We start from the raw sequence: 18,064 nt of genomic DNA on the forward strand, positions 1-18,064 counted from the left end.
CGTGCCGGCGCGTCACGCGCCCGTATAAACCACGCGGTACGGAATGCCGACCTTCTCCCACTCGGCCGCTTCCTGGCTGAGGCTGTAATCGGTCAGCGGGTTCTGCTCGACCCATGCGCTCGGCAGGCGCACTTCATACCCGCCCTTCTTCATCTGCGACACGGAAATGTCCGGCAGCCCGGCATCGGTCCGGCGCCGGCAAAGCAGCGCCGCGAGCCGCAGGCAGAACAGCAGCGGCCATTCGACGTCGCGCGCCTGCGACAGCTTGCCGAGCTTGCCCGCATGCCCGAGCACGAGCGCGGCAAGGCGCGCCTGGTCGGTGCGCGAGAAACCCGGCATGTCGGCGTTGCTCGCAATATAGGCCGAATGCTTGTGATACGAGCTGTGCGAAATCGACAAGCCGATCTCGTGCAACGCGGCGGCCCAACCGAGGAACATCCGGCCTTCCTCGCGTTCTTCGTCGTCGGAATCGTCGAGCTCGTCGTAGAACCGCACCGCGAGCGCGCCGATGCGCTCGGCCTGCGCGCGATCGACGCCGTAGCGGCGCGTGAAGCCCTCGACGGTCACCGCGCGCATGTCCTCGTGCTGGGTCCGGCCGAGCAGGTCGTACAGCACGCCGAGACGCAATGCGCCGTCGGTGGTATCGACGTAGTCGACGCCCAGTTCCTCGAATACCGCGAGCATGATCGCGAGGCCGCCGGCGAGCACCGGCACGCGATCGGGCTTCAGCGCGATCAGCTTCAGCCGGTTCACGTTCTCGGACTTGATCAGCGCGCGCTTCAGGCGTTCGAGCCCGCCGCGCGAAATGCCGTGCGTGATGCCCGCGTCGTTGAAGCCGTTCGCCTCGACGAGTTCCGCGAGCGCGCGCGCGGTGCCGGACGAACCGATCGCCTGGTCCCATCCGGCCTTCTTGTATTCGCTGGAAATGATCTGGATCTCGCGCTTGGCCGCGAGTTCGGCTTGCCGCATCGTGTATTCGTCGACGTTGCCGGCCGGGAAGAACGCGCGGCTATGGCTCACGCAGCCGATGTAGAGGCTCTCCATCACGATCGGCGTGTAGTGCGAGCCGATGATGAATTCTGTCGAGCCGCCGCCGATGTCGACGACGAGCCGCTTGCCCGCGCTCGCCGGCACCGAATGCGCGGCGCCCGCATAGATCAGGCGCGCCTCTTCGCGGCCCGCGATCACTTCGATCGGAAAACCGAGCGCCGCTTCGGCCTCGCCGAGAAATTCGCCCGCGTTCTTCGCGACGCGCAGCGTGTTGGTCGCCACCGCGCGCACGTGATCGGGATGGAAATCGCGCAGGCGTTCGCCGAACCGCTTGAGCGCCTCCCAGCCACGCTCCTGCGACGCGCGATCGAGCATCTTGTCGCTCGACAGGCCCGCGGCCAGTCGAACGGGCTCGCGCAGCGCATCGACGGGATAGATCTGGCTGCCCGCCGGCGTTTCCTCGACGCGCCCGACGATCAGCCGAAAGCTGTTCGAGCCGAGATCGACGGCAGCCAGCAAGTGGGGGGATGTAACCATCAGAAGGGGGCTCCGTGCGCGTTCGCCCGCGGCAGCCGGTCCGGCCACGCTGGACGATCAATCAAAGGCGACATTTTAAGCGTGGAACGCTTGCCGTTGCCACGCTTCACGGGCATGTACACGGGTAGATTGTATATGGCCGAAACATTTATGAGACGAAACGGTTCAGGCGTAGAATTTCCCGATATAAATACATTATCGTCATCAGCACGTCATCGTACCGTGAGAGTTTCCGAGCGTCCTTTCGAATCATCGCCCGAATCATCCCCTACTCTGCCGATGTCCGTCCGTTATCCGCTTCTCAATCGTGAACTCGGCATCCTCGGTTTCAACGAGCGCGTGCTGGCCCAGGCGGCTGACCCGCAGATTCCGTTGCTCGAACGCCTGCGCTTCATCTGCATCACGAGCAGCAACCTCGACGAATTTTTCGAAGTCCGGATGGCCGGCCTTCAGGAACAGATCCGCGACAACCCCGGCGCACTGACGCCCGACGGCATGTCGTTGCAGCACGCCTATGACCTCGTCGTCGAGCGCGCGCAACGGCTCGTGCACCGCCAGTACACGATGCTGCACGAAACCGTGCTGCCCGCGCTCGAACAGGAAGGCATCTACTTCCACGCGAGCGACACGTGGAACGAAGAACAGCTCGAATGGGCGCGCCGCTACTTCCTCGATGAACTGCTGCCGGTGCTGACGCCGATCGGCCTCGACCCCGCGCACCCGTTCCCGCGCGTGCTGAACAAGAGCCTGAACTTCGTCGTCGAGCTCGAGGGCCGCGACGCGTTCGGCCGCCAGGCGGTGATGGGCATCGTGCAGGCGCCGCGCGCGCTGCCGCGCGTCGTGCGCATGCCGCAGGCGCTGTCGGGTTTCGAGCACGGCTTCGTGCTGCTCAGCTCGTTCATGCAGCGCTTCGTCGGCGAACTGTTCCCGCAACTGGTCGTGAAGAGCTGCAACCAGTTTCGCATCACGCGCAACAGCGAGCTCTTCGTCGACGAGGACGAAATCACCAACCTGCGCGTCGCGCTGCAGGGCGAACTGCCCGCGCGCCACCTCGGCAACGCGGTACGGCTCGAAGTGTCGGCCGACACGCCGGCGCATATCGTGCGGCGCCTGCTCGAGGAAAGCCTGCTCGGCGAGAAGGACTGCTATCGCGTGGCCGGCTCCGTGAACCTCGTGCGGCTGATGCAGATTCCCGATCTCGTCGATCGCCCCGACCTGAAGTTCTCGCCGTTCACCGCGTCGATCCCGCCCGCGATCGTCAACACGCCGACGATGTTCGACGCGATCGACGACGGCGACATCCTGCTGCACCATCCGTACGAAAGTTTCCAACCGGTGCTCGAACTGCTGCAGCAGGCCGCGAAAGACCCGAGCGTCGTGGCGATCAAGCAGACGATCTACCGCACCGGCACCGATTCGCCGCTGATGGACGCGCTGATGGAAGCCGCGCGCAACGGCAAGGAAGTGACCGTCGTCGTCGAGCTGCTCGCGCGCTTCGACGAGGAAACCAACATCAACTGGGCGTCGCAGCTCGAAGCCGTCGGCGCGCACGTCGTGTACGGCGTGGTCGGCCACAAGTGCCATGCGAAGATGATGCTGATCGTGCGGCGCGTCGTGCAGAACGGCAAGGCGTCGCTGCGCCGCTACGTACACCTCGGCACCGGCAACTATCACCCGCGCACCGCCCGCCTCTACACCGACTTCGGGCTGATGACGGCCGACCAGAAGATCTGCGAGGACGTCCACCACGTCTTCCAGCAACTGACCGGGATCGGCGGCGAGCTCACGCTGCACGAGCTGTGGCAGTCACCGTTCTCGCTGCATCCGCGCATCATCGAATCGATCCGCGCGGAAATCGACAACGCGCGTGCCGGCAAGCGCGCGCGCGTGGTCGCGAAGATGAACGCGCTGCTGGAGCCGTCGGTGATCGCCGCGCTGTACGAAGCGTCGCAGGCCGGCGTCAAGGTCGACCTGATCGTGCGCGGCGTGTGCGCGCTGAAGCCCGGCGTGCCGGGGCTGTCGGAAAACATCACGGTGCGCTCGATCGTCGGGCGCTTCCTCGAACACCACCGCATCTACTATTTCCACGCGGACGGCGCCGAGGACGTCTATCTGTCGAGCGCCGACTGGATGGACCGCAATCTGTTCCGCCGTGTCGAAGTCGCGTTCCCGATCCGCGAGCGCAAGCTGAAGCGCCGCGTGATCGCCGAAGGGCTGTCGGTCTGTCTCGGCGACAATCAGTCGGCCTGGCAGATGCTCAGCGACGGCCACTACCGCCGGCGTCGTGCGGGCAAGACGATCCGCAACGCGCAGCTCGGGCTGCTCGCGAAGTTCTGTTCGTAGACACGGGGCGGCGCGCGGGTTCGCGTGCCGCTTCACCAAACGAAAAAGCACAGCCCGAGGGCTGTGCTTTTTTATTTGCGGCGGGATGCCTGCGTGAGGCGCCCGATTCGCGTCATGCGCTCACGCTTCGAACGTCGCCGGCCGGATCGCGATGATCCGCGACGCCGGGAAGCGTGCGGTGAACGTGCTGCCGCGCCCTTCCTCGCTCTGCACGTACAGGTGCGAGTCATGCCGCTGCAGCACGTGCTTGACGATCGCGAGGCCGAGCCCCGTGCCGCCCGTATCGCGCGAGCGGCTGCGGTCGACACGATAGAAGCGTTCGGTCAGCCGCGGCAGGTCGGCCGCCGGGATGCCGAAGCCGCTGTCGGTGACGGAAAACACGCCTTGCGCGCCCTCGCGCCGCCACGACACGAGGATCTTGCCGCCATCCGGCGTATAGCGGATCGCGTTGGTCACGAGATTCGCGAACGCACTGAACACTTCGGTCTGCGCGCCCGTGACGCCGAGCGTCTCGTCGATCGTGAACGTGATTTCGTGATGCCCGTTCGACAGCGTCTGCGCATCTTCCTTCAGATGGTCGAACACGGCACGCATGTCGATCGCGTGATCCATCGGCGGCTTGCTTTCGCCCTCGAGCTTCGCGAGCACCAGCAGATCGGTGACGATGTGCCGCATCCGCGACGCCTGCTGCTCCATCATCTCGAGATAGCGCGCGCGATCCTCCTCGTTCAGCGGCAGTTCGCGCATCGTCTCGAGGAAGCCCGACAGCACGGTGAGCGGCGTCTTCAGTTCGTGCGACACGTTCGCGACGAAGTCGCGCCGCATCGCGTCGGTCCGCTCGAGCTCCGTGATGTCCTGCGTGAGCAGCAGCTTGCGGTTCTCGCCGTACGGAAACACCTGCACTTCGAGCACGTTCTGCCGCGAGTCGCCCATCCCGCGCATCACGAGCGTCTCGTCGTAATGCTGCGCGTTCAGGTAGCGGACGAAATCAGGATGACGAACCAGATTCGTGATGTGCTGCCGCAGGTCGCGCTTCGCGTCGAGGCCGAAATGCACCTCGGCGATCGCGTTGCACCACTCGATCTGGTCATGGTCGTCGAGCATCGCGACGCCGTTCGGCGACGCCTGGATCGCCTGGATGAAGCGCGAATGCTGCTGCTCGACCTGCCGCACCTGCGCATGCCACTGCTTCGCGAGCTTGTGCAGCCGGTAGTAGATTTCACCCCAGATGCCCGGTGCGCTCGGCACCTCGCCGTAGACGGGCGCATCGAGCAGACGCCACAGGCGTTGCGTATGGAAGGTGCTGAAGAAGCCCTGCGCGACCAGCATCACGACCGCGAACCCAAGGCCCGCGATCGGGCCGGCGAACACGCCGACCAATACGCTGATCAGCACGAGCAGCACGAGCGACACGAGAAAGCGCGCCCAGATGATGTTCATGATTCAGCGCCCGAAAGAATGAACGGCATGCCGTGGCACACGGCATGTCCGGATACGTTACGCGTGCTTGGCGAGCCGGTAGCCGCTGCCGCGCACGGTCTCGATCATCGCATCGCAACCGGCCGGTTTCAAGGCCGCGCGCAATCGTTTGATATGGACGTCGACGGTGCGCTCCTCGACGAACACGTGATCGCCCCAGACCTGGTCGAGCAATTGCGTGCGGCTGTGCACGCGCTCCGGATGCGTCATGAAGAAATGCAGCAGGCGGAATTCGGTCGGGCCGAGATCGAGCTTGATCTCGCTGCCGTCGCCGTGCGCGGCGACCCGATGCGTGGCCGGATCGAGGCGCAGCCCGTTGATCGACACGACGTCCTCGGTCAGCTGCGGCGCGCGGCGGCGCAGCACGGCCTTGATGCGCGCCATCAGTTCCTTCGGCGAGAACGGCTTCGTCACGTAGTCGTCCGCGCCGATCTCAAGGCCGAGCACCTTGTCCTGCTCGTCGCCGCGCGCGGTCAGCATGATGATCGGGATGTGCTTGGTCCGTTCGTTGTTGCGCAGGTCGCGCGCGAACGCAATGCCGGACTTGCCCGGCAGCATCCAGTCGAGCAGCACGAGATCGGGCAGCACGTCGCTGATCAGGTTCTGCGCCTGCTCGGCGTTGTACGCGCGGATCGGGCAGTGACCGGCATGCTGGAGATTCACCGAGATCAGTTCGGAAATCGCGGGCTCATCTTCGACGACGAGAATGTTGCTGGGCATCGGCACCTCTGTTCTTCCTTACGGAGTCGATTAACTGTTGGCTTCGCGATCGAGCGTGTCGCGCGGCTGGTGCCGCACGTCGGTGCCCTTCACGATGTAGATGATGAATTCGGCGATGTTCTTCGCGTGGTCGCCGATCCGTTCGATCGCCTTCGCGATGAACAGGTACTCGAGGCCGACCGAGATCGTGCGCGGGTCTTCCTGCATGTACGACACGAGCTTGCGCACGAACGCGCGGAATTCGAGGTCGATTTCCTTGTCGTCCTTGACGATCTGCGCGGCCGCGACCGTATCGAGGCGCGCGAACGCGTCGAGCGCGCGGCGCAGGATCGTCACGGCCATCTCGCCCGACACCTTGATCTCGGCGATGTTCACCGCACGCGCGGCCGGCTCGTCGATCAGGCGGCGCACGCGCTTCGCGATCTTCTCGGCCTCGTCGCCGGCGCGCTCAAGATTCGTAATCGTTTTCGAAATCGACATCAGAAGACGCAGGTCGCGCGCGGCCGGCTGCCTCCGCGCGATGATGTTGCCGCACTCCTGGTCGATGTCGACTTCCATCGCGTTCAGAGTTTCCTCGGCCGCGATCACCTTCTCGGCCGTCTCGCGGTCGAATTCGTTCAGCGCATGCATCGCGCCGACGATCTGCGACTCGACGAGCCCGCCCATTTCCAGCACTTTCGACGACACGGCATTCAGGTCCGCGTCGAACTGGCTCGACAGATGTTTATCCGACATGGTTGTGATTCTCCGTCATCAGCCGAAACGGCCGGTGATGTAGTCTTCCGTTTCCTTGCGCACCGGCTTGATGAAGATCTTTTCGGTTTCGCCGAATTCGATCAGCTCACCCAGGTACATGTAGGCCGTGTAGTCCGAGCAGCGCGCGGCCTGCTGCATGTTGTGCGTGACGATCACGACCGTGTAGTCGCTCTTCAGCTCCGCGATCAGCTCCTCGATGCGGCCCGTCGAGATCGGGTCGAGCGCCGAGCACGGCTCGTCGAGCAGCAGCACTTCCGGACGGATCGCGATACCGCGCGCGATGCACAGACGCTGTTGCTGGCCGCCGGACAGCCCGTAGCCGCTCTGGTTCAGCTTGTCCTTCACTTCGTTCCACAGCGCGGCCTTCGTCAGCGCCCACTCGACGCGATCGTCCATCTCCGAGCGCGTGAGCTTCTCGAACATCTTCACGCCGAACGCGATGTTGTCGTAGATCGACATCGGGAACGGGGTCGGCTTCTGGAACACCATGCCGATCCGCGCGCGCAGCAGCGAGATGTCGCGCTTGGTGGTCAGCAGGTTCTCGCCGTCCATCAGGATTTCGCCCTCGGCGCGCTGCTCCGGATAGAGCGCGTACATCTTGTTGAACGTGCGCAGGAGCGTCGACTTGCCGCAACCCGACGGACCGATGAACGCCGTCACCTTCCCTTCGGGAATGCGCAGGTTGATGTTCTTCAGCGCGTGGAACTTGTTGTAGAAGAAGTTGAGGTTGTTGACCTCGATCTTCGCGTTCAGCGGCGCCAGCGGACGGCCATGTGCCGCATCTTGCGTGCCGGCGGGCGCAGCGGTGCGCTCGACGGGATTCAGGTGGCTTTCTGCCATATTCATCGGATTGCTCCGCCGTTACTTTTTCGAGAAGATCGAACGCGCCAGGATGTTGAGTCCGAGCACCCCGAGCGTGATCAGGAACACGCCCGCCCATGCGAGCGACTGCCATTCGGCGAACGGGCTCATCGCGAACTTGTAGATCGTGACGGGCAGGTTCGCCATCGGCTGGCTCATGTCCCATGAGAAGAACTGGTTCGACAGCGCGGTGAACAGCAGCGGCGCCGTTTCGCCGGCGATCCGCGCGACCGCGAGCAGCACGCCCGTCACGATCCCGCCGACCGACGCGCGCAGCGTGATCTTCAACACCATCCGCCACTTCGGCGTGCCGAGCGCGACGGCTGCTTCGCGCAGCGCGTTCGGCACGAGCTTCAGCATGTTCTCGGTCGTGCGGATCACGATCGGAATCTGCAGCAGCGCCAGCGCGATCACGCCGGCCCAGCCCGAGAAGCGCCCCGACTTCGCGACGACGATCGCGTAGACGAACAGCCCGATGACGATCGACGGCGCCGACAGCAGGATGTCGTTGATGAAGCGGATCGTGCTCGCCAGCAGGTTCTTCTGGCCGTATTCGGCAAGATAGACGCCCGCGAGGATGCCGATCGGCGTGCCGACCAGCGTGCCGAAACCGCACAGCAGCAGGCTGCCGACGATCGCGTTCGCCAGGCCGCCGCCTTCCGTGTTCGGTGCCGGCGTCGATTCGATGAACAGCTGCAGCGACAGACCGCCGACGCCGAGATGCACCGTGGTGTAGAGAATCCACACGAGCCACAACAGGCCGAACGCCATTGCGGCGAGCGACGCGGTCAGCGCGATCGCGTTGGTCAGCTTGCGCTTGCGCTGCAGGCGGTTGCGCATCGCGTCGAGCGCGGCGCCATTCGGCCCCGGGAAATTCATGACGGGCTCGCTCATTTCTTGCCCTCTCCCTTCTCGAGACGAAGCAGCAGCAGTTTGGAGATGGACAGCACGATGAACGTGATCACGAACAGGATCAGGCCCAGTTCCATCAGCGCGGACGTATGCAGGCCCGGTTGCGCTTCCGCGAATTCGTTCGCGAGCGCCGACGTGATGCTGTTGCCCGGCGCGAACAGCGACACGCTGTCGAGCAGGTTGGTGTTGCCGATCACGAAGGTCACGGCCATCGTTTCGCCGAGCGCGCGGCCGAGGCCGAGCATCACGCCGCCGATCACGCCGGTCTTCGTGTAGGGCAGCACGACTTTCCACATCACTTCCCACGTCGTGCAGCCGATCCCGTAAGCCGATTCCTTCAGCAGCACGGGCGTGACTTCGAACACGTCGCGCATCACCGACGCGATGTACGGGATGATCATGATCGCGAGGATCACGCCGGCCGCGAGAATGCCGATGCCGATCGGCGGGCCCGACGTCAGCGGGCCGAGCACCCACACGTCCTTGAAGAGACGGCCGATCGGCTTCTGGAAGTATTCGGCGAAGATCGGCGCGAACACGAGCAGGCCCCACATGCCGTACACGATCGACGGAATCGCGGCGAGCAGCTCGATCGCGATGCCGAGCGGGCGACGCAGCCATACGGGCGACAATTCGGTGAGGAACAGTGCGATGCCGAAGCTGACGGGCACCGCGATGACGAGCGCGATGAGCGACGTCACGATCGTGCCGTAGATCGGCACGACCGCGCCGTAAATATCCGAGTTCGGATCCCACTCGGTTTGCAACAAGAAGCCGATGCCGAACTTCTGGATGGTCGGCATCGACGCAATGATCAGGGAAACGATGATCCCGCCCAGCAGCAGCAGGGTCACGATCGCGGCCAGCCGTGCGAGGCCGCCGAACAGAACGTCTCCGAGACGGCTCGGCGCGCGTTGCTGCGCGGCATCGGACCGGGAAGACGTGTAGGAAATATCAGACATGGGCGCCTGTTCTGGATCGCCGGGCGCCGTGACGCCCGGCCTTACCGCACACACTGCCCGGCCGGCACGGCCGGGCAGCGAACCGCTGGATTGCTTACTCCGTGGCGACCGGCTTGCCCGATGCGTCCGTCACCTTCGTCTTCCACTGCTTGCGGATTTCCGTCTCGACCGTCGCCGGCAGCGAGATGTAGTCGAGGCTGTCGGCTGCCTTCTCGCCGTTCTTGAACGCCCAGCTGAAGAACTTCAGCGTTTCGGCGCCCTGCTCCGGCTTGTCCTGCTTCGCGTGCAGCAGCACGAACGTCGCGCCGACGACCGGCCATGCGTCCTTGCCCGGCTGGTTCGTCAGGATCTGGTAGAACGACTTCGACCAGTTCGCGCCGGCAGCAGCGGCCTTGAACGTTTCGGTCTTCGGCTCGACCACCGTGCCCGTCGAGTTCTTCAGGGCCGTGTAGGTCATGTTGTTCTTCTTGGCATACGCCCACTCGACGTAGCCGATTGCGCCCGGCAGGCGCTGCACGAAGGCCGCGACGCCGTCGTTGCCCTTGCCGCCCGTGCCCGTCGGCCAGTTGACCGTCGTGCCTTCGCCGATCTTCGACTTCCACTCGTCGTTGACCTTCGACAGGTAGTTCGTCCAGATGAAGCTCGTGCCCGAGCCGTCAGCACGACGAACGACCGCGATGTCCGTATCCGGCAGCTTGACCTTCGGGTTCAGCGCGGCGATCGCCGGGTCGTTCCACTTCTTGATCTTGCCGAGGTAGATGTCGCCGAGCACCGGGCCCGACAGCGTCAGTTCGCCGGCCTTCACACCCGGCACGTTGACGACCGGCACCACGCCGCCGACCACCGTCGGGAACTGGAACAGGCCTTCCTTCGCGAGTTCTTCGTCCTTCAGCGGAGCGTCCGAACCGGCAAAATCGACCGTCTTCGCGTTGATCTGCTTGAGGCCGCCCGACGAACCGATACCCTGGTAGTTCACCTTCGCGCCGCCGGCCTGCTGGTAGTCGGCAGCCCATTTCGTATAAATCGGCATCGCGAACGTGCTGCCTGCGCCCGTGATGTCGGCAGCTTGCGCGGCGACTGCGAAAAGCGCGCCAGCCAGGCCGGCAATCGCGGTTTGCATCAATTTCATGAGACCTCCAGTGTGTGAGCGGATGACTACGGCACCGCGAAGGTTAGGGGCTCCTCATGACGATAATGTGACAATCAATGAAACTGGCGTGACAGTAACATGACTGGTTGAAAGGGTGTATCGGGCCCTGTGCGGGCGGCCGCGCAGGGGCAGCGCGGCGGGAAATGACGGCAAGAATTGCCGGTCAGGAAGGGCTGTTCGGTACCCGCCGATGCGAGGTCCGGAGCGAATCGTGTTCACCGCACATGGGGCAGGAAAAACCCTTTGCGGCGGTCATCACGATTCAGGGTCGGATGTTTTCTTGCGTCAGACGAAACCCGCGCCGACGTCATTCTCTATTTAATAGCGCAAACCTTTGCGTCTGACGAATTGCGGCGCCCGAAGGCGCCGCTTGTCGAATCACTGGGAAGGCGGCGCGCGCACGGCACCGGACCGTCGCGCGCCGTCACCGATTCGGCTCAGCTCGTCGCCGCGCGCACCGCGTCGGCGATCGCTTCCGCGTGACGGGTCGCGTCGGCCGCATGCTGCGCCTCGACCATCACGCGCAGCACGGGCTCGGTGCCCGATGCGCGGATCAGCACACGGCCGCGGCCGGCGAGCGCGCTTTCGGCTGCGTCGATCGCCGCGCGAATCGATGCGCTGCCCTTCCAGTCGGCCCCCGGCTTCATCCGCACGTTGATCAGCTTCTGCGGGAACAGCGTGACGCCGTCCAGCATCTGCGCAAGCGTGCGGCCGCTGCGCTTGAGCGCGGCCAGCACGAGCAGCGCCGACACAATGCCGTCGCCGGTCGAATGGCGGTCGAGCGACAGGATGTGGCCCGAGCCTTCCGCACCGAGCTGCCAGCCGCGCTCGCGCAACTGTTCGAGCACGTAGCGGTCGCCGACGGCCGCCCGCACGAACTGCACGCCCTCGCGCTGCAGCGCGACCTCGACCGCGAGGTTCGTCATCAGCGTGCCGACCGCGCCGTCGACCTTGCCGGCGGTCGCAATCCGGTCCTTCACGAGCACGTAGAGCAATTCGTCGCCGTTGTACAGCCGGCCCGTCGCATCCACGACCTGCAGGCGGTCCGCATCGCCGTCGAGCGCGATGCCGAGGTCCGCATGGTTCGCCCGCACCGCACGCACCAGTGCGTCGGGCGCCGTTGCGCCGACACCGTCGTTGATGTTGAAGCCGTTCGGCGCGACACCGATCGGGATGACGTCCGCGCCGAGTTCGTGGAATACGTGCGGCGCGATCTGATACGCGGCGCCGTGGGCGCAGTCGATCACGAGCTTCAGCCCGCGCAGGTCGTATGCGGCCGGGAACGTGCTCTTGCAGAACTCGATGTAGCGACCGGCCGCATCGTCGAGGCGACGCGCCTTGCCGAGCCGGTCCGACGACGCGCATTCGAGCGGCTTGTCGAGCCATGCTTCGATCTCGGCCTCGGTATCGTCCGGCAGCTTGTTGCCGTCGGCGGAGAAGAACTTGATCCCGTTGTCCTGATACGGGTTGTGCGATGCGCTGATCACGACACCGGCCGACAGGCGCAGCGCGCGCGTCAGGTACGCGACGCCCGGCGTCGGCATCGGGCCTGCCAGCATCACGTCCACGCCAGCCGCCGAAAAACCGGCCTCGAGCGCGGCCTCGAGCATGTAGCCCGACACGCGCGTGTCCTTGCCGATCAGCACCGTCGGACGCGCACCCGCCGCGACGTCGGCCGCACCGGCCAGCACCTTGCCGGCCGCATAGCCGAGACGCAACACGAAATCAGGCGTGATGGGCGCCTCGCCCACCGTGCCGCGAATGCCGTCCGTGCCGAAATATCGACGTCCCATGGCGAACCTTCCTCCTTCGTCTTTCTGACTTCTGACTTATCGTTGCCGCGCGGCTTCGCGCACGGCGTTCCAGACCTTCAGCGCATCGACCGTCGCCGCGACGTCGTGCACACGCACGATCGCCGCGCCGCGCCCGACTGCGCACAATGCTGCCGCGACGCTCGCCGCGACGCGTTCGATCGGCGGCTTGCCGCCGATCACCGCGCCGAGCATCGACTTGCGCGACATGCCCGCGAGAATCGGATATGCGCGCCCGTCGGGCCGCGCGGGCGCCGTGTCCGGCAACGCGGCCAGCAGCGCGTAGTTGTCGTCGACCACCGCCTTGCCGAATCCAAACCCGGGATCGACGCAGATCCGTTCCGCCGCGACGCCCGCGTCGCGCAGCGCCTGCGCGCGTGCTGCGAGAAAGTCGCGCACGTCGGTCACGACGTCGCCGTAGTCGGGCTCGCCCACCTGCATCGTCTGCGGCTCGCCGAGCATGTGCATCGCGCACAGCCCGCTGTTGCCTTCACGCACCGCGTCGATCGCCCCCGGCTGGCGGAACCCCCAGATGTCGTTGATCATATCCGCGCCGGCAGCGAGCGCCGCACGCATCACGGCAGGCTTGTAGGTGTCGATCGACAGCGGCACGTTCAGCGGCCGCAGCGCTTCGACGAGCGGGATCACGCGCGCGAGTTCCTCGTCGAGCGGCACGGGCGGCGCACCGGGACGCGTCGACTCGCCGCCGATGTCGATCAGGTCGACGCCTTCGGCGATCATCCGCTCGGCCTGGCGCAGCGCATCGTCGCGCGCGAGGAAGCGGCCGCCGTCGGAAAACGAATCGGGGGTGGCGTTGAGAATGCCCATCACGAGCGGGCGTTCGAACGTCAGCGAGAAACGGCCGCACTGGAGCGGCGCGGGAATGGAGGCTGAAACTGCGGATTCGGGCACGGGCGGGAGGTGTTGATGAATGCAAAACGGGCCGGTGTGAAGCCACACCAGCCCGTGAACGGTGCTACGGCGGAGGTCAGGCCGGCGAAGCAGGCGCCGGCGCGTTGCCGGGCTTCACTTCGGCGGCCGTGCCGCCACCCGAGGAATCGCCGCCAACGGCCGGCGAGCTCTTCGGCGAGCGCGGCGGGCGCCCTTCCATGATGTCGTTGATCTGATCGGCGTCGATCGTCTCCCACTCCATCAGCGCGGCCGTCATCGCCTCGACCTTGTCGCGGTTCTCTTCGAGCAGGCGGCGCGCAAGGCCGTACTGCTCGTCGAGCACGCGGCGGATTTCGCCATCGACCTTCTGCTGCGTCGCTTCCGAGATCGTGCGGGTGAAGCCGCGGCCGAACGGGCCGCTGTCGTTCTCGTCGTCGACGTAGACCATCGGTCCGAGCGCGTCGGTCATGCCGAAACGCGCCACCATCGCACGCGCAGTCTGCGTCGCCTTGTTGAAGTCGTCCGACGCGCCGGTGCTGATCAGGTTCAGGAACAGCTCCTCGGCCACGCGGCCGCCGAACAGGATCGCCAGGCGGTCGAGCAGGTAGTCCTTCGAGTACGTCTCGTTGTCATGCTCCGGCAGCTGCCACGTGACACCCAGCGCGCGACCGCGCGGGATGATCGTGACCTTGTGCACCGGGTCGGCCTTCGGCAGCAGCTTCGCGATCACCGCGTGGCCCGACTCGTGGTAAGCCGTCGCACGCTTCGCTTCTTCGCGAATCACCGCCGACTTGCGCTCCGGACCCATGAAGATCTTGTCCTTCGCGTCCTCGAAATCCTGCATCTCGACGATGCGCTTGCCGCGGCGGGCGGCGAACAGCGCCGCTTCGTTCACGAGGTTCGCGAGATCGGCGCCCGAGAAGCCCGGCGTGCCGCGCGCGATGACCGCTGCGTCGACGTCGTTCGCGATCGGCACCTTGCGCAGGTGCACGCGCATGATCTGCTCGCGGCCGCGGATGTCCGGCAGGCCGACATAGACCTGACGGTCGAAACGGCCCGGACGCAGCAGCGCCTTGTCGAGCACGTCGGAACGGTTGGTCGCGGCGATCACGATCACGCCCGAGTTCGCTTCGAAGCCGTCCATCTCGACCAGCATCTGGTTCAGCGTCTGCTCGCGCTCGTCGTTGCCGCCGCCCATGCCGGCGCCACGATGACGGCCGACCGCGTCGATTTCGTCGATGAACACGATGCACGGTGCGTGCTTCTTCGCCTGCTCGAACATGTCGCGCACACGGGCCGCGCCGACGCCGACGAACATTTCGACGAAGTCGGAACCCGAGATGCTGAAGAACGGCACCTTCGCTTCACCGGCGATCGCGCGGGCGAGCAGCGTCTTGCCGGTACCCGGAGGGCCGACGAGCAGCACGCCGCGCGGAATGCGACCGCCCAGCTTCTGGAATTTCTGCGGGTCGCGCAGGAAGTCGACGAGCTCGGACACTTCTTCCTTCGCTTCGTCGCAGCCCGCGACGTCGGAGAAGTTCACCGCGTTGTTGTTCTCGTCGATCAGCCGCGCACGCGATTTCCCGAACGAAAATGCGCCGCCTTTGCCGCCTCCCTGCATCTGCCTCATCATGTAGAACCAGAACACGATGATCAGGATCGTCGGCCCGAGGTAGTACAACGCGGACATCAGCGCGTTCGGCTCGTCATCGGCCTTGCCGCTGACCTGCACGCCGTACTTCATCAGATCGCCGACCATCCAGATGTCGCCGGGCGACACGATCTGGTATTTCTGGCCATCAGCCGGAGTGACGGTGAGGTTGCGCCCCTGCACGATGACGTTCTTGACCTTGCCGTTCTTGGCGTCGTCCATGAACTGCGAATAGGACACACCTTCCTGGACGCGGGGCTTGTCGAACTGCTTGAACACCGTAAACAGCACCAGTGCGATCACCAGCCACACTGCTGCCTTCGAAAACATATTGTTGTTCAAAGCACCACTCCTTCACTCGTAGACGAGCGCCTACATTTTCCTTGCGGCGCTCCTCGGTCATTCTAATCCAGTCCGACCACCCCTGCCATAAGCATTGACAACCGTCGCGATAGCGCTTCGCTTGTCTGGCAAGGGCCGGAGCCCGTTTGCGGCACCGCGCCCCGCGTCACCGCGGATGCTTCAGTTGCCGGCCCAAAATGAACGTTTCGGACGATTTGTCGCGGGACGCCTTCGGCTTGCGCGGCGCGACGATCTTAAACTGCTGTTTGAACTTTTCGACGATCTGGCTGTAGCCGCTGCCGTGGAAACACTTCACGAGCAGCGCACCTTCCGGCTTCAGATGATTCTGCGCAAATTCGAGCGCCAGATCGCACAGATGCTCGATGCGCGCCGCGTCCGCCGAGGCCACGCCCGAGAGGTTGGGGGCCATGTCCGAAATAACAAGGTCCACCGAGCGGCCTTCGAGCACTTCCTCGAGCCGGTGAAGGACCTCGTCCTCGCGGAAGTCGCCCTGGAGGAAGTGGACGTCGGCGATCGGTTCCATCGGCAGGATGTCGAGCGCGACGATCGTGCCGTCGATGCCGCCTTCGCGCTCCGCGTCACGCTTCTTGCCCTGCGCGAGCTTGTTGCGGGCATACTGGCTCCAGCTGCCCGGCGTCGCGCCGAGATCGACGATCACCTGGCCCGGACGGATCAGCTTGTCCTGCTCGTCGATTTCCTTCAGCTTGTACGCGGCACGCGCGCGATAGCCCTCCCGCTGCGCCATTTTGACGTACGGGTCGTTGATGTGGTCGTGCAGCCAGTGCTGGTTAAAGCGGTTTTTTGCCATTCGAGAGAGAGATTGCTGCTATTTGCTTCGTGAAGCCGTGCTTTTGGCGGATAATACGCGTCTTCTTCGCGCGGCTGCGGCCCCTTCCGGGCCCAAGCCGCGATTTTACGTGGTTTCGGCGCGCGGCTGATGCGGTAACTTCCCGCGATTCGCTTCTGATGCAGCGCGCCCCTATTTAGATTTCGACATTTCCATGCCCGCCCTTTCGCTTTCCCCCGCCGAGCGCTCCGCGCTGCGCTCCCAGGCCCATGCGCTCAAGCCCGTCGTGCTGATCGGCGCCGACGGGCTGACCGACGCCGTGCTGAAGGAAATCAAGGTGCACCTTGCCGCGCACCAGTTGATCAAGATTCGTGTATTCGGTGACGAGCGCGACGAGCGCGTCGCCATTTACGACGAGATCTGCGACCGCCTGAATGCGGCGCCGATCCAGCACATCGGCAAGCTGCTGGTGATCTGGAAGCCCGAGGCTGCCGTGGCGGCCCCGGCCCGCGGCCGTCGTGCCGGCGCGCTGCCGAGCGCGGCCGAAGCCGTCGACGACAAGAAAGGCCGTGCGCCGCGCACCGTCAAGGTCGTCAAGGTGTCGCCGAACGCGAGCCCCGTGCGCCGTCCGAGGCCGGTAAAGGTCACGGTGCGCGGCAACGAGCGCGTGACGGCGGGCGGCACCGTGAAGCGTGCGAAAAAGCGTCAGGCCAGCACGAAGCGGCCGCACCAAGGCAAGTAATCCTGCCGCGCGGCACGGGGCACCCCGTGTCGCCCTGCCGGTGCGGCGCACACGCCGTTCAGGCGTCTCGCGCCGGCAAACGCCAGATCAGCATCAGCCCCAGCACGCTCTCGACGAGATAGAACAGGCTCGAAACGCCGTGCAGCATCCCGAAGCGGCTCGCATACGGCGAGTTCGCGATATCGGTGCCCGCCTCCATCGCGGCCACCCGCAGCGCGTTCATGAACGGCTGCAGCGCAAAATACCCGACCAGCACGCACGCGACCATCGCCGCGACGATCCAGCGCACGCGCCGGTAATCGCCGCTGCCGCGCCGCACCTGCTGGTTCGACAGCGCGAGCAGCAACACGCCGCATACGACACCGAGGATCGCCTCGATGCGAAACAACTGGGCGGCGACCGAGCCGGCCGTCATCCGCTCCAGCGTCTTGAACAGCACGGGCGCGACCGCATACCCGATCGTCAGCAGGCTGCCGACCCACACGGCCGACAGCAGACGGAACACGCGATGCGGCATCACGTCGCCCCGCTTCAGATGTAGCTGACCGAGATGATTTCGTATTCGCGCACGCCGCTCGGCGCCTGCACGGCCGCGACGTCGCCTTCGGACTTGCCGATCAGCGCGCGTGCGATCGGCGAGCTGACCGAGATCAGGCCGTGATCGATGTCGGCTTCGTCGTCGCCGACGATCTGGTACTTGACGGTATCGCCGGACTCGAGATCCTCGAGTTCGACCGTCGATGCGAAGACCACGCGGCCTTCGGCGTCGAGCACGGTGGGATCGATGACCTGCGCGGCCGAAAGCTTCGATTCGATTTCCGCGATGCGACCCTCGATGAAGCCCTGCTTTTCTTTCGCAGCGTCGTATTCGGCGTTTTCGGACAGATCGCCCTGTGCGCGGGCCTCCGCGATCGCGTTGATCACGGCCGGCCGCTCGACGGACTTGAGGCGCTGCAATTCATCGCGCAGTTGCTCTGCGCCACGCTTTGTCAACGGAATGGTGCTCATAAACGGCTCAATCGCTAAAAACGGCTATAAAAAAAATCACCGCGATTAAGCGCATTTCCGGCGAACCGGAAACACCGCTTAATCGCGGCACGTGTTGCTTC

General features: G+C 65.1%; 16 protein-coding genes. 2 read left to right on the forward strand and 14 right to left on the reverse strand.

Features of this window, described 5'->3' with window-relative positions; genetic code table 11:
* Positions 1 to 12: 12 nt before the first annotated feature.
* Positions 13 to 1,527 carry an exopolyphosphatase gene (gene ppx / locus WS49_RS00405; RefSeq protein WP_059523436.1) on the reverse strand — a complete coding sequence of 505 codons (1,515 nt, stop codon included), beginning with the start codon at positions 1,525 to 1,527 and terminating at the stop codon, positions 13 to 15.
* Between the two features lie 279 nt (positions 1,528 to 1,806).
* Between ppx and ppk1 the strand changes: the two genes are divergently transcribed.
* Complete coding sequence (ppk1, locus tag WS49_RS00410; RefSeq protein WP_059523438.1) at positions 1,807 to 3,870, forward strand: polyphosphate kinase 1; 2,064 nt, start codon at positions 1,807 to 1,809, stop codon at positions 3,868 to 3,870.
* A gap of 120 nt (positions 3,871 to 3,990) precedes the next feature.
* Here ppk1 and phoR read toward each other — a convergent pair whose 3' ends face one another.
* The 11 genes from phoR to WS49_RS00465 form a co-directional block, all read right to left on the reverse strand.
* Complete coding sequence (gene phoR / locus WS49_RS00415) at positions 3,991 to 5,310, reverse strand: phosphate regulon sensor histidine kinase PhoR (RefSeq protein WP_059523440.1); 1,320 nt, start codon at positions 5,308 to 5,310, stop codon at positions 3,991 to 3,993.
* 57 nt (positions 5,311 to 5,367) lie between these two features.
* Entirely contained in the window at positions 5,368 to 6,069 is a 702-nt protein-coding gene (gene phoB / locus WS49_RS00420; protein ID WP_006750313.1) for a phosphate regulon transcriptional regulator PhoB, read from the reverse strand.
* Between the two features lie 30 nt (positions 6,070 to 6,099).
* Entirely contained in the window at positions 6,100 to 6,804 is a 705-nt protein-coding gene (phoU, locus tag WS49_RS00425) for a phosphate signaling complex protein PhoU (RefSeq protein ID WP_059523442.1), read from the reverse strand.
* 18 nt (positions 6,805 to 6,822) lie between these two features.
* Complete coding sequence (gene pstB, locus WS49_RS00430; protein WP_059523444.1) at positions 6,823 to 7,671, reverse strand: phosphate ABC transporter ATP-binding protein PstB; 849 nt, start codon at positions 7,669 to 7,671, stop codon at positions 6,823 to 6,825.
* Positions 7,672 to 7,686: 15 nt separating this feature from the next.
* The gene (pstA, locus tag WS49_RS00435; RefSeq protein ID WP_059523446.1) at positions 7,687 to 8,580 is read right to left on the reverse strand and encodes a phosphate ABC transporter permease PstA; all 894 of its coding nucleotides are present in this window, start codon (positions 8,578 to 8,580) and stop codon (positions 7,687 to 7,689) included.
* On the reverse strand, positions 8,577 to 9,560 hold the full coding sequence (gene pstC, locus WS49_RS00440; protein ID WP_059523448.1) for a phosphate ABC transporter permease PstC: 984 nt from the start codon (positions 9,558 to 9,560) through the stop codon (positions 8,577 to 8,579). The genes pstA and pstC overlap by 4 nt, the downstream gene beginning before the upstream one ends.
* Positions 9,561 to 9,654: 94 nt before the next feature.
* Positions 9,655 to 10,689 carry a phosphate ABC transporter substrate-binding protein PstS gene (gene pstS / locus WS49_RS00445; protein WP_059523450.1) on the reverse strand — a complete coding sequence of 345 codons (1,035 nt, stop codon included), beginning with the start codon at positions 10,687 to 10,689 and terminating at the stop codon, positions 9,655 to 9,657.
* A gap of 458 nt (positions 10,690 to 11,147) precedes the next feature.
* Positions 11,148 to 12,503 carry a phosphoglucosamine mutase gene (gene glmM, locus WS49_RS00450; RefSeq protein ID WP_059523459.1) on the reverse strand — a complete coding sequence of 452 codons (1,356 nt, stop codon included), beginning with the start codon at positions 12,501 to 12,503 and terminating at the stop codon, positions 11,148 to 11,150.
* Between the two features lie 36 nt (positions 12,504 to 12,539).
* Positions 12,540 to 13,433 (reverse strand): dihydropteroate synthase, encoded by an 894-nt coding sequence (gene folP, locus WS49_RS00455; RefSeq protein WP_156437262.1) that lies wholly within the window; start codon positions 13,431 to 13,433, stop codon positions 12,540 to 12,542.
* A gap of 76 nt (positions 13,434 to 13,509) precedes the next feature.
* Positions 13,510 to 15,405: an ATP-dependent zinc metalloprotease FtsH gene (gene ftsH, locus WS49_RS00460; protein WP_059465595.1), complete on the reverse strand. Its 1,896-nt coding sequence runs from the start codon at positions 15,403 to 15,405 to the stop codon at positions 13,510 to 13,512.
* A gap of 166 nt (positions 15,406 to 15,571) precedes the next feature.
* Positions 15,572 to 16,234 (reverse strand): RlmE family RNA methyltransferase, encoded by a 663-nt coding sequence (locus WS49_RS00465; protein WP_059523464.1) that lies wholly within the window; start codon positions 16,232 to 16,234, stop codon positions 15,572 to 15,574.
* Between the two features lie 193 nt (positions 16,235 to 16,427).
* Here WS49_RS00465 and WS49_RS00470 point away from each other — a divergent pair, with 193 nt between their 5' ends.
* Positions 16,428 to 16,955 (forward strand): YhbY family RNA-binding protein, encoded by a 528-nt coding sequence (locus WS49_RS00470; protein WP_059523466.1) that lies wholly within the window; start codon positions 16,428 to 16,430, stop codon positions 16,953 to 16,955.
* 58 nt (positions 16,956 to 17,013) lie between these two features.
* On the opposite strand, the gene WS49_RS00475 is transcribed toward WS49_RS00470, so the two are convergent.
* Positions 17,014 to 17,472, reverse strand: a complete 459-nt coding sequence (locus WS49_RS00475; protein WP_059523468.1) for a DUF4149 domain-containing protein — start codon at positions 17,470 to 17,472, stop codon at positions 17,014 to 17,016.
* A 14-nt stretch (positions 17,473 to 17,486) separates the two neighbouring features.
* Entirely contained in the window at positions 17,487 to 17,963 is a 477-nt protein-coding gene (gene greA, locus WS49_RS00480; RefSeq protein WP_021163362.1) for a transcription elongation factor GreA, read from the reverse strand.
* Between the last annotated feature and the right edge of the window lie 101 nt (positions 17,964 to 18,064).

It is taken from the genome of Burkholderia sp. RF7-non_BP4, from assembly GCF_001521935.1.
Taxonomy (GTDB): Bacteria; Pseudomonadota; Gammaproteobacteria; order Burkholderiales; family Burkholderiaceae; genus Burkholderia; species Burkholderia diffusa.